Origin of the sequence: Pseudomonas sp. F01002 (genome assembly GCF_004402115.1) — a bacterium.
Classification (GTDB): Bacteria; Pseudomonadota; Gammaproteobacteria; order Pseudomonadales; family Pseudomonadaceae; genus Aquipseudomonas; species Aquipseudomonas frigoris.
Genome location: NZ_SOPU01000018.1, coordinates 621,720 through 647,389, shown reverse-complemented (window position 1 = coordinate 647,389; position 25,670 = coordinate 621,720). Strand labels below are relative to the sequence as shown.

The window sequence follows — 25,670 nt, the reverse complement described above, 5'->3', positions numbered from 1 at the left end:
CACTCAAAACGCCCCCTAGTGGGGCGTTTTGCTATCTGTCACTTTTGTCTGGATAACGGTTTATGAGCGTTCCTCGTGAAACCATCGCCGCCGTCGCCACCGCTCAAGGTCGCGGGGGTGTGGGCATCGTCCGTATTTCCGGGCCGCTGGCGAGTGTTGCGGCCAAGGCCTTCAGCGGTCGTGAACTCAAGCCAAGGTTTGCCCACTACGGCCCGTTCCTCAGTGAAAACGATGAGGTGCTGGATCAAGGTATCGCCCTGTATTTTCCGGGCCCGAACTCGTTCACCGGTGAAGATGTGCTGGAACTCCAGGGCCATGGCGGTCCGATAGTTCTAGATATGTTGCTCAAGCGTTGCCTGGAATTGGGCTGTCGGTTGGCCCGGCCGGGTGAATTCAGCGAGCGCGCGTTCCTCAATGACAAACTCGACCTGGCTCAGGCCGAGGCCATCGCTGACTTGATCGAGGCGAGTTCTGCACAGGCTGCACGAAATGCGCTGCGTTCCTTGCAGGGCGCATTCTCCGAGCGTGTGCATAACCTCACCGAGCAATTGATTGGCCTGCGCATCTATGTCGAAGCGGCGATCGACTTCCCTGAAGAAGAAATCGACTTCCTCGCCGATGGTCACGTACTGAGCATGCTCGACAAAGTGCGTGGCGAGTTATCCACCGTACTACGCGAAGCCGGGCAAGGTGCCTTGCTGCGTGACGGGATGACCGTGGTGATCGCGGGCCGGCCCAATGCCGGTAAATCCAGCCTGTTGAATGCACTGGCCGGTCGTGAAGCCGCGATCGTCACCGAGATCGCCGGCACCACCCGGGACATTCTTCGTGAACATATCCACATCGATGGTATGCCGCTGCACGTGGTTGACACCGCAGGTCTGCGAGATACCGACGACCAGGTAGAAAAAATCGGTGTCGAACGGGCGCTGAAAGCAATCGGCGAGGCTGATCGCGTGCTGTTGGTGGTCGATGCTACGGCTCCTGAGGCACTTGATCCGTTCGCGTTATGGCCTGAATTTCTGGAGATCCGTCCCGATCCGGCGAAAGTCACGCTGATCCGAAACAAGGCTGACCTCACTGGCGAAGCCATTGCCCTGGAAGTCAGCGAGGATGGCCACGTTACCATCAGCCTGAGCGCCAAATCTGCAGGTGAAGGGCTGGAATTGCTGCGCGACCACCTCAAGGCCTGCATGGGCTACGAACAGACCTCGGAAAGCAGCTTCAGTGCTCGCAGGCGTCACCTTGAAGCGTTGCGTCACGCCAGTGCTTCCCTTGAGCACGGCCGTGCACAGCTGACCCTGGCGGGGGCCGGTGAACTGTTGGCCGAGGATTTGCGACAAGCCCAACACGCTTTGGGTGAAATCACCGGTGCATTCAGCTCCGACGACTTGCTGGGACGGATCTTTTCTAGCTTCTGTATCGGTAAATAACACTCTCCGTTGTCCACAGACAGGCCATTCGTGCCTGTCTGTTCCCTCCTTTTCTTGAATTCTCTTCCAGTGCTGAGCAGATTCTTTCTGCTTGAGCGGATTTCCCGTGCCCTGTATTTGCTTATTCAGCAGTTTTCTGTGGATTAAGCCCTGTGAATAACTGCCTCTAAGGGCAGTTGATAACAGGGCCTCAAAACTGAAGATAACCGCCCCTGTGGATAAGCATCCCTTTAATCCACAGGCTTAAACCGGTTATCCAAGGGCCTCCTTGGCACATGACCACAGGGTTTTGAATCTCTGTACACATTGAATATAAAGGCCTGTAGAGATCTATCCACAGAAATGTGCTTCAGTAGAAATAAACATAAAAACAAAGATTTAATAAATTTCTTTCTTTTTAATTTCTATAACCGCGACTTCTCCACAGCTGGTTAAATTTTGTGCAAAGGGTTCTTTAGGAAGGGCGAAGTCCCTATACTTGCCGCCCAGGTCCAAAAACCTGAGCTCAAACTATTCCTGATTACCTAACTGAAGCAGGCACGAGGTGCGTGGTGGATTTCCCTTCCCGTTTTGAAGTGATCGTCATCGGCGGCGGTCATGCCGGTACCGAGGCAGCACTGGCCTCAGCACGCATGGGTGCAAAAACCCTGTTGCTGACGCATAACGTGGAAACCCTCGGTGCCATGAGTTGCAACCCCGCTATCGGTGGGATCGGCAAAAGCCATCTGGTCAAGGAAATCGATGCCCTCGGCGGCGCGATGGCCATGGCTACCGATAAAGGTGGTATTCAATTTCGCGTATTGAACAGCCGCAAAGGCCCGGCCGTGCGTGCAACCCGCGCTCAGGCTGATCGGGTTCTGTACAAGGCCGCTGTCCGCGAAATCCTTGAAAACCAGCCGAACCTGTGGATATTTCAACAGGCCGCCGACGACCTGATCGTCGAGCAGGAACAAGTGCGCGGTGTTGTCACCCAAATGGGCCTGCGTTTCTTCGCGGACTCCGTGGTGCTGACCACTGGCACCTTCCTCGGTGGACTTATCCACATCGGCTTGCAGAATTTTTCCGGCGGCCGTGCCGGTGATCCGCCGTCGATCGCCCTGGCGCATCGCTTGCGTGAATTGCCGCTGCGCGTTGGTCGCCTGAAAACCGGTACACCGCCGCGTATCGACGGTCGTTCTGTGGATTTCTCGGTGATGACCGAGCAAGCCGGCGATACACCGATCCCGGTGATGTCGTTCATGGGTTCCAAAGAACAGCATCCGAAACAGGTCAGCTGCTGGATTACCCACACCAACGCCCGCACCCACGAAATCATTGCCGCCAACCTGGATCGGTCGCCGATGTATTCCGATGCCGGGTTGATCGAAGGTATCGGCCCGCGTTACTGCCCGTCGATCGAAGACAAGATCCATCGCTTTGCCGACAAGGAAAGCCATCAGGTTTTCATCGAACCGGAAGGCCTGACGACCAACGAGCTGTACCCGAACGGGATATCCACATCCCTGCCATTCGACGTGCAACTGCAGATCGTGCAATCGATCCGCGGTATGGAAAACGCGCACATCGTTCGCCCGGGCTACGCCATCGAATACGACTACTTCGACCCGCGTGACCTGAAGTACAACCTGGAAACCAAAGTCATCGGCGGTCTGTTCTTCGCCGGGCAAATCAACGGCACCACCGGGTACGAAGAAGCCGGCGCCCAGGGTTTGCTGGCCGGGGCCAACGCCGCACTACGTGCTCAGGGCAAAGATGCCTGGTGTCCGCGTCGCGACGAGGCGTACATCGGAGTGTTGGTCGACGACCTGATTACCCTGGGTACCCAGGAACCGTATCGGATGTTTACGTCCCGCGCCGAATACCGCCTGATCCTGCGCGAAGACAACGCCGACCTGCGCTTGACCGAAAAAGGTCGCGAACTGGGTCTGGTGGATGACGCGCGTTGGGCTGCGTTCTGCACCAAACGTGAAAGCATCACGCTGGAAGAGCAACGCCTGAAAAGTACCTGGGTTCGCCCGGGCACCGAGCAAGGCGATGCGATTTCCGAGAAGTTCGGCACGCCGCTGACCCACGAATACAACTTGCTCAACCTGCTGAGCCGTCCGGAAATCGACTACGCTGGTCTGATCGCCGTGACCGGTGGTGGTGCAGAAGATCCACAAGTCGCCGAGCAGGTCGAAATCAAGACCAAATACGCCGGTTACATCGATCGTCAGCAGGATGAAATCGCTCGTCTGCGGGCCAGCGAAGACACAAAACTGCCTGTGGATATCGATTACACGAATATCTCCGGTCTCTCCAAAGAGATCCAGAGCAAGCTCGGTGCGACCCGTCCAGAAACTTTGGGCCAGGCGTCGCGTATCCCGGGTGTGACGCCGGCAGCGATTTCGCTGTTGATGATTCATTTGAAAAAACGCGGCGCGGGCCGTCAGTTGGAGCAAAGCGCTTGAGTTCGTTGGTCACCTCGCAACACGCAGAAGAGTTATCCACAGGTGCTCGCCAGCTCGGTGTCACGCTGACAGAAACCCAACACGCGCAGCTGCTGGGTTATCTGGCCCTGTTGATAAAATGGAACAAGGCTTACAACCTGACTGCCGTACGCGATCCGGATGAAATGGTTTCCCGTCACTTGCTCGATAGTTTGAGCGTGATGTCGTTCGTCGAAAACGGTCGATGGCTGGACGTCGGCAGCGGTGGTGGCATGCCGGGTATTCCGTTGGCCATCCTGTTTCCAGAGTCCCAAGTGACCTGCCTGGACAGCAACGGCAAGAAAACCCGCTTCCTGACCCAGGTCAAACTCGAACTCAAACTGGATAACCTGCAAGTTATCCACAGTCGCGTCGAAGCTTTTCAGCCTGATCAGCCATTCAACGGGATCATCTCCCGGGCGTTCAGCAGCATGGAGAACTTCAGCAACTGGACTCGCCACCTCGGCGACAACGATACGCGTTGGCTGGCAATGAAGGGCGTTCATCCCGCCGATGAGCTGGTAGCATTGCCGGCAGACTTCCACCTCGATAGCGAACACGCCCTGGCCGTACCCGGTTGCCAAGGCCAACGCCATCTGCTGATACTGCGCCGCACGGCATGATTGGGAACACAAGCAAGAATGGCTAAGGTATTCGCGATAGCGAACCAAAAGGGTGGTGTGGGCAAGACCACCACCTGTATCAACCTCGCAGCTTCCCTGGTCGCTACCAAGCGCCGGGTGCTGTTGATCGATCTCGATCCACAAGGCAACGCCACCATGGGTAGCGGTGTGGATAAACACGGCCTGGAGAACTCGGTCTACGACCTGCTGATCGGCGAATGCGATCTGGCCCAGGCCATGCACTATTCCGAGCACGGTGGTTACCAACTGCTGCCGGCCAACCGCGACCTGACCGCGGCCGAAGTGGTTCTGCTGGAAATGCAGATGAAGGAAAGCCGCCTGCGCAGTGCGTTGGCGCCGATCCGTGAAAACTACGATTACATTTTGATCGACTGTCCGCCGTCGTTGTCGATGCTCACGCTTAACGCACTGGTTGCGGCTGACGGGGTGATTATCCCCATGCAGTGCGAGTACTTCGCGCTCGAAGGCTTGAGCGACCTTGTGGATAACATCAAGCGCATCGCTGAGTTGCTGAACCCTAACCTGAAAGTCGAAGGCCTGTTGCGGACGATGTATGACCCGCGCCTGAGCCTGATGAACGATGTTTCGGCGCAGCTCAAGGAACACTTCGGCGAGCAGCTCTACGACACGGTGATTCCGCGCAACATCCGCCTGGCTGAAGCACCAAGCTATGGCATGCCGGCGCTGGCGTACGACAAATCATCGCGGGGCGCCATTGCCTATCTGGCATTGGCGGGCGAGATGGTTCGTCGTCAACGCAAAAACTCACGCACTGCCGCTGCTCAGGCAACTTAAGGAATCCCCATGGCCGTCAAGAAACGAGGTCTCGGACGTGGACTGGATGCACTGCTGAGTGGTCCGACTGTCAGCTCGCTGGAAGAACAAGCGGTGCAGGCTGATCAGCGTGAGCTGCAGCACCTGCCCCTGGACCTGATCCAGCGCGGCAAGTACCAGCCGCGGCGGGACATGGATCCTCAGGCGCTGGAAGAGTTGGCGCAGTCGATCAAGGCTCAGGGTGTGATGCAGCCGATCGTGGTTCGTCCGATTGGCAGCGGTCGCTTCGAAATCATCGCCGGTGAACGCCGCTGGCGCGCCAGCCAGCAGGCTGGCCAGGAAACCATCCCGGCGATGGTTCGCGATGTGCCGGATGAAACCGCAATCGCCATGGCGCTAATCGAGAACATCCAGCGCGAAGACCTCAATCCGATCGAAGAAGCGGTGGCTTTGCAGCGTTTGCAGCAGGAATTCCAGCTGACGCAGCAACAAGTGGCCGAAGCGGTGGGCAAATCCCGCGTGACCGTGGCCAACCTGCTACGCTTGATCGCGTTGCCGGAAGTCATCAAAACCATGCTGTCTCACGGCGACCTGGAAATGGGTCATGCCCGTGCTTTGCTCGGTTTACCGGAAAATCAACAGGTTGAAGGGGCGCGACACGTTGTCGCACGGGGGCTGACTGTACGCCAGACTGAAGCACTGGTTCGCCAGTGGTTGAGTGGTAAACACGAACCTGCTGAACCGGTAAAGCAGGACCCGGATATTGCACGACTCGAACAGCGTCTGGCTGAGCGCCTAGGCTCTGCGGTGCAGATTCGCCACGGGAAAAAGGGGAAGGGGCAGTTGGTGATCGGTTACAACTCCCTGGATGAGCTTCAAGGTGTACTTGCACACATCCGCTGAAACATTTCCTCATGTAGCGTGGAGTCGGAAATCACTACCTGACAGTTGAATAGGGGCAGAACCGCCCCTATACTCTGCGCGCATTTTGTCGGCACAAATTATGCCAAGTTATTGAATTATGGCAGCCGATCATTGGGGAGCAAAAACGATGGAAAGCCGCACGCCAAACCGCTTGCCGTTCCATCGCCTGGCAGTTTTTCCGGTCTTACTGGCTCAATTTGTCGTTTTGGTACTGGCCGCTTTGGCGCTCTGGTACTGGCATGGAGTCGTTGCCGGGTACTCAGGACTTTGCGGAGGCCTGATAGCCTTGCTGCCCAATGTTTATTTCGCTCACAGGGCATTTCGGTTTTCCGGCGCCCGAGCAGCTCAAGCCATCGTCCGGTCTTTTTATGCTGGCGAGGCGGGCAAACTAATTTTGACGGCAGTGCTCTTTGCATTGACGTTTGCAGGTGTGAAGCCATTGGCGCCGCTAGCTGTATTCGGCGTCTTCGTGTTGACCCAACTGGTCAGCTGGTTCGCGCCCCTGCTGATGAGAACAAGACTTTCGAGACCTTAGGGCGTTTGAGGCAACCATGGCAGAGACAACCGCTTCGGGCTATATCCAGCACCACTTACAGAACCTGACCTTCGGTCAGCACCCAACCGGCGGGTGGGGTTTTGCCCACACCGCAGCAGAAGCCAAAGAAATGGGCTTCTGGGCTTTCCACGTCGATACCCTCGGCTGGTCGGTCGCGTTGGGTCTGATCTTCGTTCTTCTTTTCCGCATGGCGGCAAAGAAGGCGACTTCCGGTCAGCCTGGCGGCCTGCAGAACTTCGTAGAGGTTCTGATCGAGTTCGTCGACACCAGCGTGAAAGATACCTTTCACGGCCGTAATCCATTGATCGCGCCATTGGCTCTGACGATTTTTGTCTGGGTGTTCCTGATGAACGCCGTCGACCTGGTACCGGTTGACTGGATTCCTAAGCTGGCTGCCTTCATTACAGGCGACCCGCACCTGGTCTTCCGTGCTGTTTCTACCACTGACCCGAATGCGACCCTGGGCATGTCCCTGTCGGTATTCGCGTTGATCATTTTCTACAGCATCAAGGTCAAGGGCATCGGCGGCTTCATCGGCGAACTGACCCTGCACCCGTTCGGCAGCAAGAACATCTTCGTTCAAGCCCTGCTGATTCCGGTGAACTTCCTGCTGGAGTTCGTGACGCTGGTTGCCAAGCCAATCTCCCTGGCGCTGCGTCTGTTCGGCAACATGTACGCCGGCGAGCTGGTCTTCATTCTGATTGCTGTGATGTTCGGCAGCGGTCTGCTCTGGCTTAGTGGCCTGGGCGTAGTTCTGCAGTGGGCGTGGGCTGTGTTCCACATCCTGATCATCACCCTGCAGGCGTTTATCTTCATGATGCTGTCCATCGTTTACCTGTCGATGGCGCACGAAGAGAACCATTAAGACCAGTCTCAGACTAGTCTGATGTCCCACTCGGTCAAACGAGTGGGTGCCCGAACAGGGCTATGAAACGATTTGTTTTACCGCTTTAAAATCTAAAAAACCTAAACCATACGACGTAAAAGTCGGGAGGAAAGATGGAAACTGTAGTTGGTCTAACCGCTATCGCTGTTGCACTGTTGATCGGCCTGGGCGCACTGGGTACCGCAATTGGTTTCGGCCTGTTGGGTGGCAAGTTCCTGGAAGGCGCAGCGCGTCAGCCAGAGATGGTTCCAATGCTGCAAGTCAAAATGTTCATCGTTGCCGGTCTGCTCGACGCCGTAACCATGATCGGTGTTGGTATCGCTCTGTTCTTCACCTTCGCGAACCCATTCGTTGGTCAACTCGCTGGCTAATTACTCGAACCTTCGAGTAATTGGTGTGATGTGCAACGAACGAGCGAGGTGTTGGCGTGAACATTAATGCAACCCTGATTGGCCAGTCCGTTGCGTTCTTCATTTTTGTACTGTTTTGCATGAAGTTCGTGTGGCCTCCGGTCATCGCGGCTTTGCACGAACGTCAGAAGAAGATCGCGGATGGACTGGATGCTGCCAGCCGAGCAGCTCGCGACCTGGAGTTGGCCCAAGAGAAAGCGGGTCATCAACTGCGCGAAGCAAAAGCTCAGGCAGCTGAAATCATTGAGCAAGCCAAGAAACGCGGTAACCAGATCGTCGATGAGGCCGTTGAAAAAGCCCGTATCGACGCTGACCGTGTGAAGGTTCAGGCTCAGGCCGAGATCGAGCAGGAACTGAACAGTGTCAAAGACGCGCTGCGTGCCCAATTGGGTGCTCTGGCCGTTGGCGGCGCCGAGAAGATCCTGGGTGCCACAATCGATCAAAACGCGCACGCGGAGCTGGTAAACAAACTGGCTGCTGAAATTTAAGCGAGGGCGATCATGGCAGAATTGACCACGTTGGCCCGACCTTACGCTAAGGCAGCCTTCGAGCACGCCCAGGCCCACCAGCAACTGGCCTCTTGGTCAGCCATGCTCGGCCTGGCTGCGGCAGTGTCGCAAGACGACACCATGCAGCGCGTGCTCAAGGCCCCGCGACTGACGAGCGCAAACAAGGCCACCACGTTTATTGACGTGTGTGGCGACAAGTTCGATGCCAAGGCACAGAATTTCATTCACGTCGTTGCCGAAAACGACCGTCTCCCGCTTTTGCCGGAGATCGCCGCTCTGTTTGACCTGTACAAGGCTGAACAAGAGAAATCGGTAGACGTGGACGTAACCAGTGCTTTTGCATTGAACCAAGAACAGCAAGACAAACTCGCCAAGGTTCTCAGTGCACGGCTCGGCCGGGAAGTGCGACTGCACGCTGCGGAGGATGCCACCCTTATTGGTGGTGTCATCATCCGCGCCGGCGACCTGGTAATCGATGGCTCGATTCGCGGCAAACTCGCGAACCTTGCCGAAGCATTGAAATCTTGAGTTTGAAGGGGCAGCAGAGCAATGCAGCAACTCAATCCTTCCGAAATAAGTGAAATTATCAAGGGCCGCATCGACAAGCTCGATGTGACCTCCCAAGCCCGTAACGAAGGCACTGTCGTCAGCGTATCTGACGGTATCGTGCGGATTCACGGTCTGGCCGACGTAATGTACGGCGAGATGATCGAGTTTCCGGGCGGCGTCTTCGGTATGGCTCTCAACCTGGAGCAAGACTCTGTAGGTGCCGTTGTATTGGGCTCTTACCAGTCTCTGGCTGAAGGCATGAGCGCCAAGTGCACTGGCCGCATCCTCGAAGTTCCGGTTGGTAAGGAACTGCTGGGTCGCGTAGTCGACGCACTGGGTAACCCAGTTGACGGCAAAGGTCCGCTGAACAACACCGAGACCGATGCGGTCGAGAAAGTTGCTCCAGGCGTGATCTGGCGTAAGTCGGTAGACCAGCCTGTACAGACTGGCTACAAGGCTGTCGATGCCATGATTCCTGTCGGCCGTGGCCAGCGTGAGCTGATCATCGGTGACCGTCAGATCGGTAAAACCGCTCTGGCGATCGACGCGATCATCAACCAGAAAAACAGCGGTATTTTCTGCGTCTACGTAGCTATCGGTCAGAAACAATCGACCATCGCTAACGTGGTTCGCAAGCTGGAAGAAAACGGCGCACTGGCTAACACCATCGTCGTTGCCGCGAGCGCTTCGGAATCTGCAGCACTGCAGTTCCTGGCACCGTACTCCGGTTGCACCATGGGTGAGTTCTTCCGCGACCGCGGTGAAGACGCGCTGATCGTTTATGACGATCTGTCCAAGCAAGCAGTGGCTTACCGCCAGATTTCCCTGCTGCTGCGCCGTCCACCAGGCCGTGAAGCTTACCCAGGCGACGTGTTCTATCTCCACTCCCGTCTGCTGGAGCGCGCATCCCGCGTTTCGGAAGAGTACGTAGAGAAGTTCACCAATGGCGCAGTGACCGGCAAAACCGGTTCCCTGACCGCACTGCCGATCATCGAAACCCAGGCTGGCGACGTTTCCGCGTTCGTTCCGACCAACGTGATTTCCATCACCGACGGTCAGATCTTCCTGGAATCGGCCATGTTCAACTCCGGGATCCGTCCTGCTGTGAACGCCGGTGTTTCGGTATCCCGTGTGGGTGGTGCCGCTCAGACCAAGATCATCAAGAAGCTCTCCGGTGGTATCCGTACCGCTCTGGCTCAGTACCGTGAACTGGCGGCATTCGCCCAGTTCGCTTCTGACCTGGACGAAGCGACCCGGAAGCAACTTGAGCATGGTCAGCGCGTTACCGAGCTGATGAAGCAGAAGCAATACGCACCAATGTCGATCGCTGACATGGCGCTGTCGCTGTATGCCGCTGAGCGTGGGTTCCTGACTGACGTTGAAATCGCCAAGATCGGCAGCTTCGAACAAGCGCTGATTGCTTTCTTCAACCGCGATCACGCCGAATTGATGGCGAAGATCAACGTGAAGGGTGACTTCAATGACGAAATCGACGCTGGCATGAAAGCCGGTATCGAGAAGTTCAAGGCCACCCAAACCTGGTAAGCCGCAGCGGGAGCCGCAAGGCTCCCGCTTGCTAACCTGATAGGTGTTACATGGCAGGCGCAAAAGAGATTCGCAGTAAGATTGCGAGCATCAAAAGCACGCAAAAGATTACCAGCGCCATGGAAAAAGTGGCGGTCAGCAAAATGCGCAAGGCACAAATGCGTATGTCTGCTAGCCGTCCTTACGCGGAGCGCATCCGCCAGGTTATTGGTCATTTGGCCAACGCTAACCCGGAATATCGCCACCCCTTCATGATCGAGCGTGAAATCAAGCGCGTCGGTTATGTCGTAGTGAGCAGTGACCGTGGTCTGTGTGGTGGCTTGAACACCAACCTGTTCAAGGCCCTGGTCAAGGACATGGCGGTAAACCGCGAAAACGGCGTCGAGATCGATCTGTGTGTTGTTGGTAGCAAGGGTGCGGCTTTCTTCCGCAACTTCGGCGGTAACGTCGTTGCAGCTATCAGCCACCTGGGTGAAGAGCCGTCGATCAATGATCTGATTGGCAGCGTCAAGGTGATGCTGGATGCCTACCTGGACGGCCGTATTGATCGCCTGTCCGTGGTGTCCAACAAGTTCATCAACACCATGACGCAACAGCCTACTGTGGAGCAGTTGATTCCACTGGAGGCGACCCCGGATCAATCGCTCAAGCACCACTGGGACTATCTCTACGAACCGGATGCCAAAGAGCTGCTTGACGGCTTGATGGTCCGTTACGTCGAGTCGCAGGTCTACCAGGCGGTGGTCGAGAACAACGCGGCTGAACAAGCTGCGCGGATGATCGCGATGAAGAACGCTACCGACAACGCCGGTGATTTGATCAGCGATTTGCAGCTGGTCTACAACAAGGCGCGTCAGGCTGCGATCACCCAAGAGATCTCGGAAATCGTCGGCGGCGCTGCCGCGGTTTAACGGTTCAAATATTCAGAGGATCCAGCTATGAGTAGCGGACGTATCGTTCAAATCATCGGCGCCGTTATCGACGTGGAATTTCCACGCGACAGCGTACCGAGCATCTATAACGCGCTGTTGGTACAAAGCGCGGCAGGGACCACTCTGGAAGTTCAGCAACAGCTGGGCGACGGCGTGGTTCGTACCATTGCGATGGGTTCCACCGAAGGCTTGAAGCGCGGTCTGGAAGTCAAAGACTCCGGCGCAGCCATCTCCGTACCGGTCGGTAAAGCGACCCTGGGCCGGATCATGGACGTACTGGGCAACCCGATCGACGAAGCTGGCCCGATCGACACCGAAGAGCGCTGGGGCATTCACCGTCCTGCGCCAACCTTCGCTGAACAAGCTGGCGGCAACGACCTGCTGGAAACCGGCATCAAGGTTATCGACCTGGTTTGCCCGTTCGCCAAGGGCGGTAAAGTCGGTCTGTTCGGTGGTGCCGGTGTAGGCAAAACCGTAAACATGATGGAACTGATCCGTAACATCGCCATCGAGCACAGCGGTTATTCCGTGTTCGCCGGTGTGGGTGAGCGTACTCGTGAGGGTAACGACTTCTACCACGAGATGAAGGATTCCAACGTTCTGGACAAAGTGGCACTGGTTTACGGTCAGATGAACGAGCCGCCGGGTAACCGTCTGCGCGTAGCACTGACCGGCCTGACCATGGCCGAGAAGTTCCGTGACGAAGGTAACGACGTTCTGCTGTTCGTCGACAACATCTATCGTTACACCCTGGCCGGTACTGAAGTATCCGCACTGCTGGGCCGTATGCCTTCCGCAGTAGGTTACCAGCCGACCCTGGCCGAAGAGATGGGTACTCTGCAAGAGCGTATCACTTCGACCAAAAACGGTTCGATCACTTCGATCCAAGCGGTATACGTACCTGCGGATGACTTGACTGACCCGTCGCCAGCGACCACTTTCGCCCACTTGGACGCCACCGTCGTTCTGTCCCGTGACATCGCTTCCTTGGGTATCTACCCAGCGGTCGATCCACTCGACTCGACTTCGCGCCAGCTGGACCCGAACGTAATCGGCCAGGACCACTACGACACCGCTCGCGGCGTACAGTATGTTCTGCAACGTTACAAAGAACTGAAGGACATCATTGCGATCCTGGGTATGGACGAGCTGTCGGAAGCCGACAAGCAGTTGGTAAACCGTGCTCGTAAGATCCAGCGTTTCTTGTCGCAGCCGTTCTTCGTGGCTGAAGTCTTCACCGGTGCCTCGGGTAAATACGTTTCCCTGAAAGACACCATTGCTGGCTTCAAAGGAATCCTCAACGGTGACTACGACCACCTGCCAGAACAAGCGTTCTACATGGTCGGCGGCATCGAAGAAGCGATCGAGAAAGCCAAGAAACTGTAATCCCGGCGCCCGGCAACGGGCGCTAATTTAGGTTGAGGCAATCAGATGGCTATGACAGTCCATTGCGATATCGTCAGCGCGGAAGGGGAAATCTTCTCCGGCCTGGTCGAGATGGTGGTTGCGCACGGTGCACTGGGTGATCTTGGTATCGCCCTGGGTCACGCGCCGCTGATCACTAATCTCAAGCCGGGCCCGATCCGCCTGATCAAGCAGGGCGGGGAAGAGGAGGTGTATTACATCTCCGGCGGTTTCCTCGAGGTTCAGCCGAACATGGTCAAGGTACTTGCCGACACTGTGCAACGTGCTGCCGACCTGGACGAAGCCTCCGCTCAGGAAGCCGTTAAGGCTGCCGAGAAGGCCTTGCATGACCGTGGTGCAGAATTCGATTACGGTTCTGCTGCTGCACGTCTGGCCGAGGCTACAGCTCAGCTGCGCACCGTCCAGCAGATCCGCAAGAAGTTCGGCCACTAATAGGCCACCGCTTGTTGTGCGATTGATTAAAAAGGGTAGCTTCGGCTACCCTTTTTTCTTTTTAGATATTCATAACCTGGTCGCAGCCGCTGACCTCCCAGGATTGGTAGCCAGTCATGTCTTTAGAAATCGTTATCCTCGCTGCTGGTCAGGGCACTCGCATGCGTTCGGCACTGCCGAAGGTTCTGCATCCGATTGCCGGCAACTCGATGCTCGGCCATGTTATCCACAGCGCCCGGCAACTTGATCCACAGCGCATCCACGTCGTCATCGGCCATGGCGCCGATGCAGTGCGCGAGCGCCTGGCGGCTGATGATCTTAATTTCGTCCTGCAGGACAAACAGCTTGGGACTGGCCACGCGGTAGCTCAAGCGGTGCCTTTTATTGAGTCCGACACCGTCCTGATTCTTTATGGTGACGTGCCATTGATCGAAGTCGAGACCCTGCAGCGTCTGCTCAAGCAAGTAGCGCCGCAGCAACTGGGCTTGTTGACAGTAGAACTGGACGACCCGACCGGCTATGGCCGCATCGTCCGCGACGCCGACGGCAAAGTGACAGCCATCGTCGAGCAGAAGGACGCCAACGAAGCCGAACGAGCGATCACTGAAGGCAACACCGGCATTCTGGCGCTGCCGTTCGCGCAATTGGCTGGCTGGATGAGCCGTCTATCGAACAATAACGCCCAGGGCGAGTACTACCTGACCGACGTGATCGCCATGGCAGTCAGCGACGGTCTGGTGGTGGCAACCGAGCAACCCCACGACGCCATGGAAGTGCAGGGCGCCAACGACCGCAAGCAGCTTTCCGAGCTTGAGCGTCACTATCAGCTGCGCGCTGGTCGTCGGTTGATGGCTCAGGGCGTGACCCTGCGTGACCCGGCTCGTTTTGATGTGCGCGGTGAAATCACCGTCGGCCGCGACGTGCTGATCGACATCAACGTGATCCTCGAAGGCAAGGTCGTTATCGAGGACGATGTGGTGATCGGCCCGAACTGCGTGATCAAGGACAGCACCCTGCGCAAAGGTGTGGTGATCAAGGCCAACAGCCACATCGAAGGCGCGGTTCTCGGCGAAGGCAGCGATGCCGGCCCGTTCGCTCGTTTGCGTCCAGGTACTGTGCTGGAAGCACGCGCCCATGTGGGTAACTTTGTTGAGTTGAAAAACGCTCACTTGGGCGAAGGCGCCAAGGCCGGTCATCTGACCTATCTGGGTGATGCCGAGATCGGCGCGCGTACCAACATCGGCGCGGGCACCATCACCTGCAACTACGACGGTGCCAATAAGTGGAAAACCGTGCTGGGTGAAGATGTGTTCATCGGTTCCAACAACTCGTTGGTTGCGCCTGTGGATATCTCTTCGGGTGCGACCACGGCGGCGGGTTCGACCATTACGCAGAATGTGGATAACGCGCAGTTGGCCGTGGGTCGTGCGCGGCAGAAGAATATCGATGGCTGGAAGCGGCCTGAGAAAATCAAGAAGGGCTGAGTTATCCACAGATTGAAAGATCAAAAGATCGCAGCCTTCGGCAGCTCCTACAGAGTGACACGAATTCCCTGTAGGAGCTGCCGAAGGCTGCGATCTTTTTATGGGTTATCCACAGGTCTTTTTATCGCCCCACGCTTGACGAAGTTTCGCCAATAGGTTCTGATTGCTTCCGTTATCTTTCGAATCGAAACTTACCAGATCATGTCGAAACGCAATACACCTCAACGCCGTCACAACATCCTCGCCTTGCTCAATGAGCAGGGCGAAGTCAGTGTGGATGAGCTGGCCAAGCGCTTCGAAACGTCGGAAGTTACGATCCGCAAGGATCTCGCGGCGCTTGAGACTAATGGTTTGCTGCTGCGCCGTTATGGCGGAGCGATTACCCTGCCTCAAGAGCTGGTGGCCGACCTTGGTCAACCGGTGTCCAAATACAAGCAGGCCATCGCCCGCGCTGCCGTCACACGAATTCGTGAGCATGCGCGGATCATCATCGACAGCGGCAGCACCACGGCGGCGATGATTCCGGAACTCGGCCAGCAGCCGGGCCTGGTCGTGATGACCAACTCCCTGCATGTCGCCAATGCCTTGAGTGAACTTGAGCATGAGCCGGTACTGTTGATGACCGGCGGCACCTGGGACCCGCATTCCGAGTCCTTTCAGGGACAGGTGGCGGAGCAGGTCCTACGCTCTTACGATTTCGACCAGTTGTTCATCGGTGCCGATGGCATCGACCTGGTTCGTGGTACCACCACCTTCAACGAACTGCTGGGACTGAGCCGGGTCATGGCTGAAGTCGCCCGGGAAGTGGTTGTCATGGTGGAGGCCGACAAGATCGGCCGCAAGATTCCCAACCTGGAGCTGCCCTGGAGCAGCGTCCATACCCTTATTACCGATGATCGCCTGCCGCTTGAGGCACGGGATCAGATTCAGGCCCGCGGAATCAACTTGATCCTCGCGGCTGTCAATCAGGAGAAATAGCATGTGTGGAATTGTCGGCGCAGTTGCAGAACGTAATATCACCGCCATCCTGCTCGAAGGCCTGAAGCGCCTTGAATACCGTGGCTATGACAGTGCCGGTGTAGCGGTCTACACCCATGACCAAAAGCTTGAGCGCCTGCGGCGCCCGGGCAAGGTCAGTGAATTGGAACTGGCGCTGGCCGAAGAACCGCTGGCCGGCCGCCTGGGTATCGCCCACACCCGCTGGGCCACTCACGGTGCGCCGTGCGAGCGCAACGCTCACCCGCATTTCTCCGGTGATCTGGCGGTGGTGCACAACGGCATCATCGAGAACCACGAAGCCCTGCGCGAGCAACTGAAAGCCTTGGGTTACGTGTTCACCTCGGACACCGACACCGAAGTCATTGCTCACCTGTTGAACCATAAACTCAAGGATCTGCCGGATCTGACCGTGGCCCTGAAGGCTACTGTCAAAGAGCTGCACGGTGCTTACGGTTTGGCGGTCATCAGCGCTCAGCAGCCGGATCGTCTGGTCGCCGCCCGCAGCGGCAGCCCGCTGGTCATCGGTCTGGGTATGGGTGAAAACTTCCTGGCTTCCGATCAGTTGGCCCTGCGCCAGGTCACTGACCGCTTCATGTACCTGGAAGAAGGCGATATCGCCGAAATTCGCCGCGACAGCGTGCAGATCTGGGACGTGAGCGGCCAAGTGGTCGAACGTGAATCGGTGCAGTACCGCGATGGCGCCGAAGCCGCCGACAAGGGCGAATTCCGCCACTTCATGCTCAAGGAAATTCACGAGCAACCGGCCGTGGTGCAGCGCACTCTGGAAGGTCGCATTAGCCAGAATCAAGTGCTTGTGCAAGCGTTCGGTCCACAGGCTGCCGAGCTGTTCGCCAAAGTGCGCAACGTGCAGATCGTCGCGTGCGGCACCAGTTACCACGCGGGCATGGTTGCCCGGTACTGGCTCGAAGAACTGGCCGGCGTCCCGTGCCAGGTCGAAGTCGCCAGCGAGTTCCGCTACCGCAAGGTGGTGGTGCAGGCCGACACCCTGTTCGTGACCATCTCCCAGTCCGGCGAAACCGCCGACACCCTGGCCGCTCTGCGTAACGCCAAAGAGTTGGGTTACCTCGCCAGCCTGGCGATTTGCAACGTCGGCATCAGCTCACTGGTGCGTGAATCCGATCTGACTCTGCTGACCCAGGCCGGTCGCGAAATTGGCGTGGCCTCGACCAAAGCCTTTACCACTCAGTTGGTCGGTCTGCTGTTGCTGACCTTGTCCCTGGGTCAGGTTCACGGCACGTTGGCCAAAGGCGTCGAAGCCACATTGGTTGAAGAACTGCGTCGCCTGCCAACCCGCCTCGGCGAAGCCCTGGCCATGGACGGCACCGTCGAAAAAATCGCCGAGCTGTTCGCCGAGAAAAACCACACCCTGTTCCTCGGTCGTGGCGCGCAATTCCCGGTGGCAATGGAAGGGGCGCTCAAGCTTAAGGAAATCTCCTACATCCACGCTGAAGCCTATCCGGCCGGCGAGCTGAAACACGGCCCGTTGGCGCTTGTGGATAACGACATGCCGGTGGTCACCGTGGCACCGAACAACGAGCTGCTGGAGAAGTTGAAATCCAACCTCCAGGAAGTCCGCGCCCGTGGCGGCGAGCTGATCGTCTTCGCAGACGAACAAGCTGGCATGACCAATGGCGAAGGCACTCATGTTGTGCAAATGCCGCACATCCACGACATCCTGTCGCCGATCCTCTACACGATTCCGCTGCAGTTGCTCTCGTATTACGTTGCCGTGTTGAAGGGCACCGACGTTGATCAGCCGCGTAACCTGGCGAAGTCGGTGACGGTGGAATAAGTTATCCACAGGTGATGGAAACATTAAAAATCGCAGCCTACGGTTGCGATTTTTTTTATCTGAATTGAGGACACGCCCATGGACCGATTCCAGGAAATGCAGGTCTTCGCTGCCGTCGCCCAAGATCAAGGCTTCTCGGCGGCGGCGCGGCGTCTGGGCCTGTCGGCAGCGAGCGTGACTCGCGCGGTGGCGGCGCTGGAGAAACGCATCGGCACGTTGCTGCTGACGCGCACCACCCGCAGCGTGCATTTGAGCGAGGCGGGTCAGCGTTACCTGGAAGACTGTCGGAGGATTCTCGCCGAGGTGCAGGAAGCTGAGGATTCGGCGGCGGGTAGTCACGCTCAACCGCGTGGGCAACTGACAATCACCGCACCGGTGTTGTTTGGTGAGCTGTTTGTCACGCCAGTGATGGTGAATTATCTGACGCAATTTCCTGAGGTCGGCATCAATGGCTTGCTGGTCGATCGAGTGGTCAGCATGGTCGAGGAGGGAATTGATGTCGCCGTGCGTATCGGTGAGTTGCCCGACAGCAATCAGCACGCGATTCGCGTCGGTGAAGTGCGGCGGGTGATCTGCGGTTCTCCGCAATTCCTGTCGGCCCATGGCAGGCCTTTACATCCTCAAGACCTGGCTGGGGCGCCGGTTATTGCGACGTCCGCTATCGGTCAGTTGAGAAGCTGGCCATTCCTCGAAGCTGGGGAGCCGCTGAGTGTTCGACCTGAACCGCGATTGGTGGTGACGGCGAATCAAGCGGCTATTACCGCCGCGTGCCTGGGTCTGGGATTCACCCGGGTCCTGTCTTATCAAGTAGCGAGTAAAGTGGCGACCGGTGAGCTGGAAATCGTATTGGCGGACTTCGAACTGCCGGCATTGCCGATCCATGTGGTGTACCAAGGTGGGCGCAATGCCCCGGCGCGAATCCGCAGTTTTGTGGACTTTACGGTCAAAGCGCTACGGGAACACCCGGCCTTGCAGGGCTGACGGTTTATTGCGCCACATGAAACAATCGATTGCGTTTGCTGGTTATTCTGTTGTTTTGGTTGCGGGTGGAAGATAGCTCCCATCGGCGCTGATCTCACCTGAACGGCGCCACCACCCAGCGGAGTCGACCATGCAAGCGATCAAACTCTACAACTTCCCGCGTTCCGGCCATGCTCACCGTGTGGAGCTGATGCTGTCCCTGTTGAAACTGCCGACCGAGTTGATCTTTGTCGATCTGGCCAAGGGCGCGCAGAAACAGCCGGAGTTCCTGGCGGTTAACCCGTTCGGGCAGGTTCCGGCCATTGATGATCAAGGCGTGGTGCTGGCCGATTCCAACGCGATCCTGGTTTATCTGGCGCAAAAGTACGGCAACGGCCGCTGGCTGCCAGCCGACCCGGTCGGTGCGGCTAAGGTTCAGCGTTGGTTGTCAGTGGCGGCCGGGCCGATTGCCTTTGGTCCGGGTAGGGCAAGGCTGATCACTGTGTTTGGCGCACCTTACAACGCTGAAGAGGTGATCGCTTATTCCCACGTCTGGCTCAAATTGATCGATCAGGAACTGGCAAATACGGCTTATCTGGCAGGCAGCGAACCCACCATCGCCGACGTCGCGGTCTACAGCTACATCGCCCATGCCCCTGAAGGCAATGTGTCGCTTGAGGACTACGCCAACGTGCGAGCCTGGCTGGCGCGCATCGAAGCCTTGCCGGGTTTTGTCGGCATGCCGCGCACCGTCGCCGGCCTGCAAAAAACTGTCTGATGCTTGCAGCCCGGCATTGTCGGGCCGTTCACACTGCGCCCATGGCGCAGGGGAGACGCCGTTATGGACCGTTCACCGTGGCACGCTGGCGAGAAACAGTTGCAGACACACGTAGGTGTTGCTGAGCGAATGGAGGCGTTTGGTCGTAGGGTGATTCGCACAGAAATGCCGGACCAGCACCGCACGTTCTATCAGCAACTGCCGTTCATGCTGTACGGCGCGGTGGATGTCGATGGCAACCCATGGGCCAGTATTATTGAAGGGCCGCCGGGCTTCGCTCACTCGCCCGAGCCCGGTGTGTTGCAATTCAACAGCCTGCCGGGTGCCGATGATCCCGCGCAGTTAACGGATGGCGCAGCGATCGGTCTGTTGGGCATCGAACTGCACACCCGGCGTCGCAACCGCATCAATGGTCGCGTCGGCGCAATGACGGCCAACGGCTTCGGTGTGACGGTGGAACAGTCCTTCGGCAACTGCCCGCAATACATTCAGTTGCGGCAGTTTCGCTCGGTACCGCTGGCGGATCCGTCGACCCGCATCGCGCAGCACTTCGATGGGCTGGATGACACCGCCAGGGCCATGATCAGTGGAGCCGATACATTTTTTGTCGCCAGTTATGTGGACGTCGATGGTGAGCGTTCGGTGGATGTTTCTCACCGCGGTGGCCAGGTCGGTTTCGTACAGGTGGAAGGTAATCGCCTGACCATTCCGGATTTCGCCGGCAACCTGCACTTCAATACCTTGGGCAACCTGCTGCTCAATCCCCGGGCCGGTTTGCTGTTTATCGATTTCAATTCGGGAGACTTGCTGCACCTCAGCGGTCGCACCGAAGTCATTCTTGAAGGCCCACAGGTCGAGGCGTTTCAAGGGGCCGAGCGCTTGTGGACGGTCGAGGTGGAAAGCGTCGTGCGTAGGCCCGCCGCGCTTGCTCTGCGGTGGCGCTTCGACGGCGTGTCACCGACCAGTTTGCTGACCGGCACGTGGGAGCAGGCCAACGCTCGACTGCAAGCCCAAGCCTTGGGGGATCGTTGGCGACCGCTGCGGGTGGTGCGCATCAAAGAGGAAAGCCACAACATCCGCTCGATTTATCTGGAGCCAGCCGATGGCGCGGGGTTGCCAGTGTTTCAGGCCGGGCAGCATTTGCCCCTGCGCTTTAACATTGCCGGCGAGGTGCATATCCGTACTTACAGCCTGTCGAGCGCGCCGTCCGATGATTTTTTCCGCATCAGCGTGAAGCGTGAAGGCTTGGTGTCTTCGCACTTGCATGAACAGGTGCGCGTCGGTGATCTGTTGGAGGCCCGTGCGCCTCAGGGGCATTTCACCGTGGCACCTAATGAACGTCGGCCACTGGTGCTGCTGGCTGCCGGTGTCGGCATCACGCCGCTGCTGTCGATGCTGCGCGAAGTGGTTTATCAAGGCCTGCGCACCCGCCGCATTCGGCCGACCTGGTTTTTCCAGAGTTCGCGCACGTTGGCCGATCAAGCGTTTCGTCCTGAGCTGGATCGCTTGCTAGATGGCGCGGGCGACGCGGTCAGAGTGCTGCGTCTGGTGAGTCAGCCCGAAGCCGGGGCCTTGGAGGGTGAGGACTTCGACCTGACGGGGCGGATCGACACCGCGCTGCTCAAGACCCTCGTTGAAGTGGAGGACTACGATCAGCTGGATTTTGTCCTCTGTGGTCCGGGCAGTTTTACCCAAGGGCTGTACGACGGCCTGCGAGAACTGGACATCCGTGATGCAAGGATTCACGCCGAAACGTTCGGCCCCTCGACCTTGCGCCGGGTGCCGGACCCCGATGCAGTGGTCATTGAGCAACCGCCCGCTGCTACGACTTCGGTGCCGGTGGTGTTTCAGCGCTCGGCTAAAGAGGCCCGCTGGCAACCCGACGGGGGCAGTTTGCTGGAGTTGGCGGAAAGCCGTGGATTGCGCCCGGAATTCAGTTGCCGCGGCGGTTCCTGCGGGACCTGCAAGACCCGGCTGATCAGCGGCCAGGTGAATTATCCACAGCCGCCGGCGGAAGTGCCGGATGACGGACAAGTGCTGATTTGTTGTGCGATTCCGGCGCAGGGGTCGCAGCCTTTGGTCCTCGACCTGTAGCATCTGCCGAACGCAGCTTCTAGCCGCTGCGATAAGGGATCAGATTCGGTATGTATTTTTTCGCTCGTCTGTCAGCGTTGATTGTCGCGGTGGCGTTGCTCAACGGTTGCGAACGACAGGACGCGCCAGCGCTCGATCAGCAACTCTACGTCTGGCAACGGCAATGGACACCGGCCCACGAAGCGGCGCTGAGGGACAGTCGCGCTGACTTTTCCACCCTGCGGGTGCTGGCCTTGCAGGCATTCCCCGAGGCGGGTTGGAGCCGGGCGCGGATTGATCCGGCGCTGCTCAAGCGTGATGGTCGGCCGCTGATCGCGGTGATTCGTCTCGATGGACAACTCAAGTCGCTGGATCGGGATGCAGTCACCGCGCAGATCCAGCAGGTGCTCGGCGATTGGCAAGGGCAGGGGCTGAATCTCTCCGGTGTGGAAATCGACCACGATGCCGGTAATGCTCGGCTACCGACCTACCGCGAATTTCTTACGCACCTGCGCGCAGTTCTGCCGGCCTCTATTGCGCTGAGCATCACAGCATTGCCCGCCTGGCTCGACAGTCCCGAATTGTCGGCATTGTTATCCACAGTCGACAGCAGCGTGTTGCAGGTGCACGCGGTGAGCGATCCGCGTCTTGGCTTGTTTGACCCGGATCAGGCCCGTCAATGGACCAAGGCCTGGAGTCGCATCACTTCCAAACCTTTCTATCTGGCGCTGCCGGCCTACGGTGTGGCGTTGTTGCCGGGCGGCGGTGCGCCGGTAGTGGAAAGCGAAGTGCCGATCGAACAGGGCGGCAAACGCCGGGAATTGCTCGCCGATCCGCAGCAATTGAGCCGACTCGGGAGCGAGTTGCGCAACGATCCACCGGCGCATCTGGCGGGTCTGATCTGGTTTCGTCTGCCGCTGGCCAGCGACCGCCGTGCCTGGAGTCTGACGACCTTGGGCGCCGTGGCGCGTGGCGATGCACTCGACAGTCGACTGGCGCTGAAACTATCGGCGCAGAACGACCTCTATGACATCAGCCTCAGCAATCAGGGCAACCTCGACAGCGCCTGGCCCGAACGCCTGACACTTGTGGTGCAGGGCTGTGACGGTGCCGATGCGCTGGCCGGTTATGTATTGCAACAGCGTCCGGATCTGCTTACCTTCACCCGCCTGCGCGACGGTCGAATACCGGCCGGCGGGCAGCGCGCCGTGGGTTGGGCTCGTTGCGCACATATTGATCAAGGAGGTTCGAATGTTTACCCGTAACTGGCCCCGCCATCTTCTTTGCCTGAGCCTCAGCCTGCCGCTGGGTTCGGCGCTGGCCTGTGGGCCGGATTTCCCGATGCGTCTGCTGGACAACCGCGGCCAGTCGCTGGCGGAGCTGCCGGAAGGCAACTTCAGATTTGAAATCAGTCGCCTCGGGCATGCGGTCGCCGGGCTGAAGAACGTCACCGAAACCGCCTATGGCATGGATGCGCCCGACTACGCAGAACAGCGGGATAAGGCTGAACAATCCGGTTTGACGGCTGAGCAGCAAACGCTGGTGAAACAGTTACGCAGCCTGACCGATGTGCATCAGGTCGAGAGTCAGGGCGCGAGCCTGCCGGCTGAGCTCAAGCTCTATCTGGCCGGCGCGGTGGCATTCAATGCCGGTGATCATGGACTGGCCGCCGAGTACTTCCAAAAATTGCTGGCATTGCCAGCGGATCAACGGGCGTTGCGCAGCACCTGGGCGGCTTACTCGCTGGGTCGGGCGCTGTTTGCCATGAGCTCCGAAGCGGGCGCTGGCCCTGACTTGTTGGCTCAGTCTCGAAAGGCTTTCGAGCAGACTCGCCAGCTGAGCATCGACGGCTTCAATGACCCTCTGGAACTGGGTGTCGCCAGCCTCGGAGAGGAGGCCCGCGTGGCCCGCACGGCCGGCGACTGGAACAGCGCCATCGAACTCTACGCCACGCAAAACCTTCAGGGTTCGGCGGTGGGCTACACCTCGCTGAAACTGTTGGTGGCCGACCTCGCGGCGGTGCCTGACGATCAACTCGCCGTGTTGCTCAAGGGCAAACCGGTGCAGCAACTGGTCACGGCGTCCTTGATCAGTCGATTGGGCTGGTCATTCGGTGATCAACCGCCGAACGAATTGAAACTGATCAAACTGCTGCAAAACAGCACCCGTGGTAGCCTCGATAACGCTGATCGCCTGGCAGCGGTGAATTATCAACAGGGTGATTACGCCAGTGCCAAGGCGTTCCTCGAACACGCCGGTGATGGCGGACTGGCGTGGTGGCTGCTGGCCAAACTGGCCGTGCGCGATGGCGATAAAAACGCGGCTGCCGCAGCGTATGCCAAGGCTGCCCAGGCCTTCCCGCAGAATGAGTCGTGGGGGGAGTGGAGGACGCCGGATTGGGACTTCGAAACGCTTCAACCCAAGTGCCGGGTCGAGGGTGAAAGCGCGATCCTGGCGTTGCAACGCGGAGACTATCTGCAAGCGTTCGATCAGCTTTATCGCAGTAAAGATGTCTACTGGTTCGACGCCGCCACGGTCGCCGAGCGGGTGTTGACCGTCGATGAGCTCAAGCAATACGTCGACACTCAAGTGCCGGCACCGCCCCCTCTGACTCAGGAGGATCGCGATAACTATGTGCAGTTACCGGTGGCGGCGAAACTGCGCAATTTGCTCGGGCGGCGCTTGCTGCGCGAAGAGCGGTATGACGAAGCGCCGGCGTACTTCGACAACGTCGAGTTGCAGGCCAAGGCCAAGGAGTATGGGCGGTTGCGCCACGACGCCGAATCAAAATGGTGGCCGACCAAACGGGCATTCGCTTACTACCATGCCGCGACACTGGCCCGTTTCGACGGAATGGAGTTGTTGGGCTACGAGATGTCCCCGGATTACGCGACCTTTGGAGGCAACTACAGCCTCGAAAGCAGCGAACTCAAGGTCGGTTCATTAGTGGCTGAAGGTGAAGTCAAACGTCAGCAGGCAAGCGCAGCCCAACCCTATCAGCGCTACCACTACCGTTTTGTCGCCACCGCATTAGCCAGTCGCGCAGCGGACAATTTGCCGCATACCAGTGCAGCCTTTGCGGCAGTGCTGTGTGCGGCGGCGGGGTGGAACAGCAGCCTTGAAGAAGAAAGCGCCTTCTACCAACGCTATGTCAAAGAAGGACCGTACGTGTTTTGGATGGTGAACTTCGGTCGCCAATGTCCTTATCCTGATTTCCCGAACGCTGACAAACGTTACGTAACCCAGGCATTGGACCCTGTTCGCTCGGCCTTGCGACCTTACAAAAAATGGCTGCAAGCGGGCGGCGTTGTTGTGTTTACAGCGGTAGCGCTGGTGCTGATCAATCGCCGCAAGCGCAAGGCGCTGGCGTAATCATGCCTGTTGCACAAAGGTCAGCCGAACGGCGAAGCCGATCAACAGGCTGCCGAACAGCCACTGCTGCAGGCGTTGGGCCGAAGGACTGCGTTGCAGCCAACGGCCCAGCGCTGCGCCGGTCAGTGCGTAAGCGCTGTCGAACAACAACCCAACGCCAACTAACACTACGCCCAGTGTCGCGAATTGCGTGAGCACCGGCCCGGCGTGTGGATCGATGAACTGCGGCAGCAGCACCGAGCAGAACAGCAACGCTTTGGGGTTGAGCAGGTTGGTCAGCAAACCGCGCTGGATCGCTGCACGCCAGCGAGGTTTTTCGGCGGTGGCGTCTGCTCCGTTCAAACTCGGCAGCATTGTGGTTCGCAGGCATTGAATGCCGATCCACAGTAGATAGGCGGCCCCGGCCAGGCGTACCACGTCGAAGGCCCAGGGCGCAGCTTTGAACAGTGCCGCCAACCCCAACGCTGCCAACGCTACATGGCATCCCCGGGCCACACCCAGACCCACCGCAGTCGCCAGCGCCGCGCCTTTGCCCTGACGGGCACCGGTTTGCAACAACAGGATCATGTCCGGGCCCGGCAACAGATAGACCACCGCCAGCGCCATGAAAAACACCCAGAGTCCTGCCACGTTGCACCCCATTCGTTGTCGATTCGGTACGGCCAGTCTAGGGCTGAAGGGCAGGGCAGGTGGTTGCGTAGTTC

The 25,670-nt window shown here is 58.3% G+C and carries 23 protein-coding genes; 22 read left to right on the top strand and 1 reads right to left on the bottom strand.

The genetic code is table 11. The features are described 5' to 3' along the window. Positions 1-62: 62 nt before the first annotated feature. The 22 genes from mnmE (at position 63) to E3W21_RS16750 (ending at position 24,966) form a co-directional block, all read left to right on the top strand. Complete coding sequence (gene mnmE, locus E3W21_RS16860) at positions 63-1,433, top strand: tRNA uridine-5-carboxymethylaminomethyl(34) synthesis GTPase MnmE (RefSeq protein WP_134421084.1); 1,371 nt, start codon at positions 63-65, stop codon at positions 1,431-1,433. Between the two features lie 551 nt (positions 1,434-1,984). Beyond that, positions 1,985-3,883: a tRNA uridine-5-carboxymethylaminomethyl(34) synthesis enzyme MnmG gene (gene mnmG / locus E3W21_RS16850; RefSeq protein ID WP_134421082.1), complete on the top strand. Its 1,899-nt coding sequence runs from the start codon at positions 1,985-1,987 to the stop codon at positions 3,881-3,883. Then, positions 3,880-4,524 carry a 16S rRNA (guanine(527)-N(7))-methyltransferase RsmG gene (rsmG, locus tag E3W21_RS16845; protein WP_134421080.1) on the top strand — a complete coding sequence of 215 codons (645 nt, stop codon included), beginning with the start codon at positions 3,880-3,882 and terminating at the stop codon, positions 4,522-4,524. Before mnmG ends, rsmG begins: the two co-directional genes overlap by 4 nt. Before the next feature lie 18 nt (positions 4,525-4,542). Next, positions 4,543-5,340 (top strand): ParA family protein, encoded by a 798-nt coding sequence (locus tag E3W21_RS16840; RefSeq protein WP_008155709.1) that lies wholly within the window; start codon positions 4,543-4,545, stop codon positions 5,338-5,340. A gap of 9 nt (positions 5,341-5,349) precedes the next feature. After that, positions 5,350-6,222, top strand: a complete 873-nt coding sequence (locus E3W21_RS16835; protein WP_129439758.1) for a ParB/RepB/Spo0J family partition protein — start codon at positions 5,350-5,352, stop codon at positions 6,220-6,222. 148 nt (positions 6,223-6,370) lie between these two features. Continuing rightward, positions 6,371-6,778, top strand: coding sequence for a F0F1 ATP synthase subunit I (locus E3W21_RS16830; protein ID WP_007948092.1), 408 nt, complete (start codon positions 6,371-6,373; stop codon positions 6,776-6,778). 16 nt (positions 6,779-6,794) lie between these two features. Further along, positions 6,795-7,664 carry a F0F1 ATP synthase subunit A gene (gene atpB, locus E3W21_RS16825; protein WP_134421078.1) on the top strand — a complete coding sequence of 290 codons (870 nt, stop codon included), beginning with the start codon at positions 6,795-6,797 and terminating at the stop codon, positions 7,662-7,664. Positions 7,665-7,798: 134 nt separating this feature from the next. Then, a complete protein-coding gene (gene atpE, locus E3W21_RS16820) occupies positions 7,799-8,056 on the top strand; it encodes a F0F1 ATP synthase subunit C (RefSeq protein ID WP_002555987.1) in 258 nt (85 codons plus the stop codon). 56 nt (positions 8,057-8,112) lie between these two features. Next, on the top strand, positions 8,113-8,583 hold the full coding sequence (locus tag E3W21_RS16815; protein ID WP_046044927.1) for a F0F1 ATP synthase subunit B: 471 nt from the start codon (positions 8,113-8,115) through the stop codon (positions 8,581-8,583). Positions 8,584-8,595: 12 nt separating this feature from the next. Then, positions 8,596-9,132 (top strand): F0F1 ATP synthase subunit delta, encoded by a 537-nt coding sequence (locus E3W21_RS16810; RefSeq protein WP_033059683.1) that lies wholly within the window; start codon positions 8,596-8,598, stop codon positions 9,130-9,132. A 21-nt stretch (positions 9,133-9,153) separates the two neighbouring features. Next, positions 9,154-10,698 carry a F0F1 ATP synthase subunit alpha gene (gene atpA, locus E3W21_RS16805; protein WP_033059681.1) on the top strand — a complete coding sequence of 515 codons (1,545 nt, stop codon included), beginning with the start codon at positions 9,154-9,156 and terminating at the stop codon, positions 10,696-10,698. 50 nt (positions 10,699-10,748) lie between these two features. After that, on the top strand, positions 10,749-11,609 hold the full coding sequence (atpG, locus tag E3W21_RS16800) for a F0F1 ATP synthase subunit gamma (RefSeq protein ID WP_123367463.1): 861 nt from the start codon (positions 10,749-10,751) through the stop codon (positions 11,607-11,609). A 27-nt stretch (positions 11,610-11,636) separates the two neighbouring features. Continuing rightward, complete coding sequence (gene atpD, locus E3W21_RS16795) at positions 11,637-13,016, top strand: F0F1 ATP synthase subunit beta (protein WP_033059678.1); 1,380 nt, start codon at positions 11,637-11,639, stop codon at positions 13,014-13,016. A gap of 45 nt (positions 13,017-13,061) precedes the next feature. Beyond that, positions 13,062-13,487 carry a F0F1 ATP synthase subunit epsilon gene (locus E3W21_RS16790; protein WP_033059677.1) on the top strand — a complete coding sequence of 142 codons (426 nt, stop codon included), beginning with the start codon at positions 13,062-13,064 and terminating at the stop codon, positions 13,485-13,487. A gap of 116 nt (positions 13,488-13,603) precedes the next feature. Next, positions 13,604-14,971, top strand: coding sequence for a bifunctional UDP-N-acetylglucosamine diphosphorylase/glucosamine-1-phosphate N-acetyltransferase GlmU (glmU, locus tag E3W21_RS16785; RefSeq protein ID WP_134421076.1), 1,368 nt, complete (start codon positions 13,604-13,606; stop codon positions 14,969-14,971). A gap of 198 nt (positions 14,972-15,169) precedes the next feature. After that, complete coding sequence (locus tag E3W21_RS16780; RefSeq protein WP_178084143.1) at positions 15,170-15,949, top strand: DeoR/GlpR family DNA-binding transcription regulator; 780 nt, start codon at positions 15,170-15,172, stop codon at positions 15,947-15,949. Between the two features lies 1 nt (position 15,950). Beyond that, the gene (glmS, locus tag E3W21_RS16775; RefSeq protein ID WP_134421072.1) at positions 15,951-17,783 is read left to right on the top strand and encodes a glutamine--fructose-6-phosphate transaminase (isomerizing); all 1,833 of its coding nucleotides are present in this window, start codon (positions 15,951-15,953) and stop codon (positions 17,781-17,783) included. Positions 17,784-17,861: 78 nt separating this feature from the next. Beyond that, complete coding sequence (locus E3W21_RS16770) at positions 17,862-18,764, top strand: LysR family transcriptional regulator (RefSeq protein ID WP_134421070.1); 903 nt, start codon at positions 17,862-17,864, stop codon at positions 18,762-18,764. 130 nt (positions 18,765-18,894) lie between these two features. Next, positions 18,895-19,521, top strand: coding sequence for a glutathione S-transferase family protein (locus E3W21_RS16765; RefSeq protein ID WP_134421068.1), 627 nt, complete (start codon positions 18,895-18,897; stop codon positions 19,519-19,521). Positions 19,522-19,584: 63 nt separating this feature from the next. Continuing rightward, a complete protein-coding gene (locus E3W21_RS16760) occupies positions 19,585-21,615 on the top strand; it encodes a pyridoxamine 5'-phosphate oxidase family protein (RefSeq protein ID WP_134421066.1) in 2,031 nt (676 codons plus the stop codon). A gap of 50 nt (positions 21,616-21,665) precedes the next feature. Further along, on the top strand, positions 21,666-22,859 hold the full coding sequence (locus E3W21_RS16755) for a DUF3142 domain-containing protein (RefSeq protein ID WP_134421064.1): 1,194 nt from the start codon (positions 21,666-21,668) through the stop codon (positions 22,857-22,859). After that, on the top strand, positions 22,846-24,966 hold the full coding sequence (locus tag E3W21_RS16750) for a hypothetical protein (protein WP_134421062.1): 2,121 nt from the start codon (positions 22,846-22,848) through the stop codon (positions 24,964-24,966). The genes E3W21_RS16755 and E3W21_RS16750 overlap by 14 nt, the downstream gene beginning before the upstream one ends. On the opposite strand, the gene E3W21_RS16745 is transcribed toward E3W21_RS16750, so the two are convergent. Further along, on the bottom strand, positions 24,967-25,596 hold the full coding sequence (locus E3W21_RS16745; protein ID WP_134421060.1) for a LysE family translocator: 630 nt from the start codon (positions 25,594-25,596) through the stop codon (positions 24,967-24,969). Positions 25,597-25,670 lie beyond the last annotated feature (74 nt).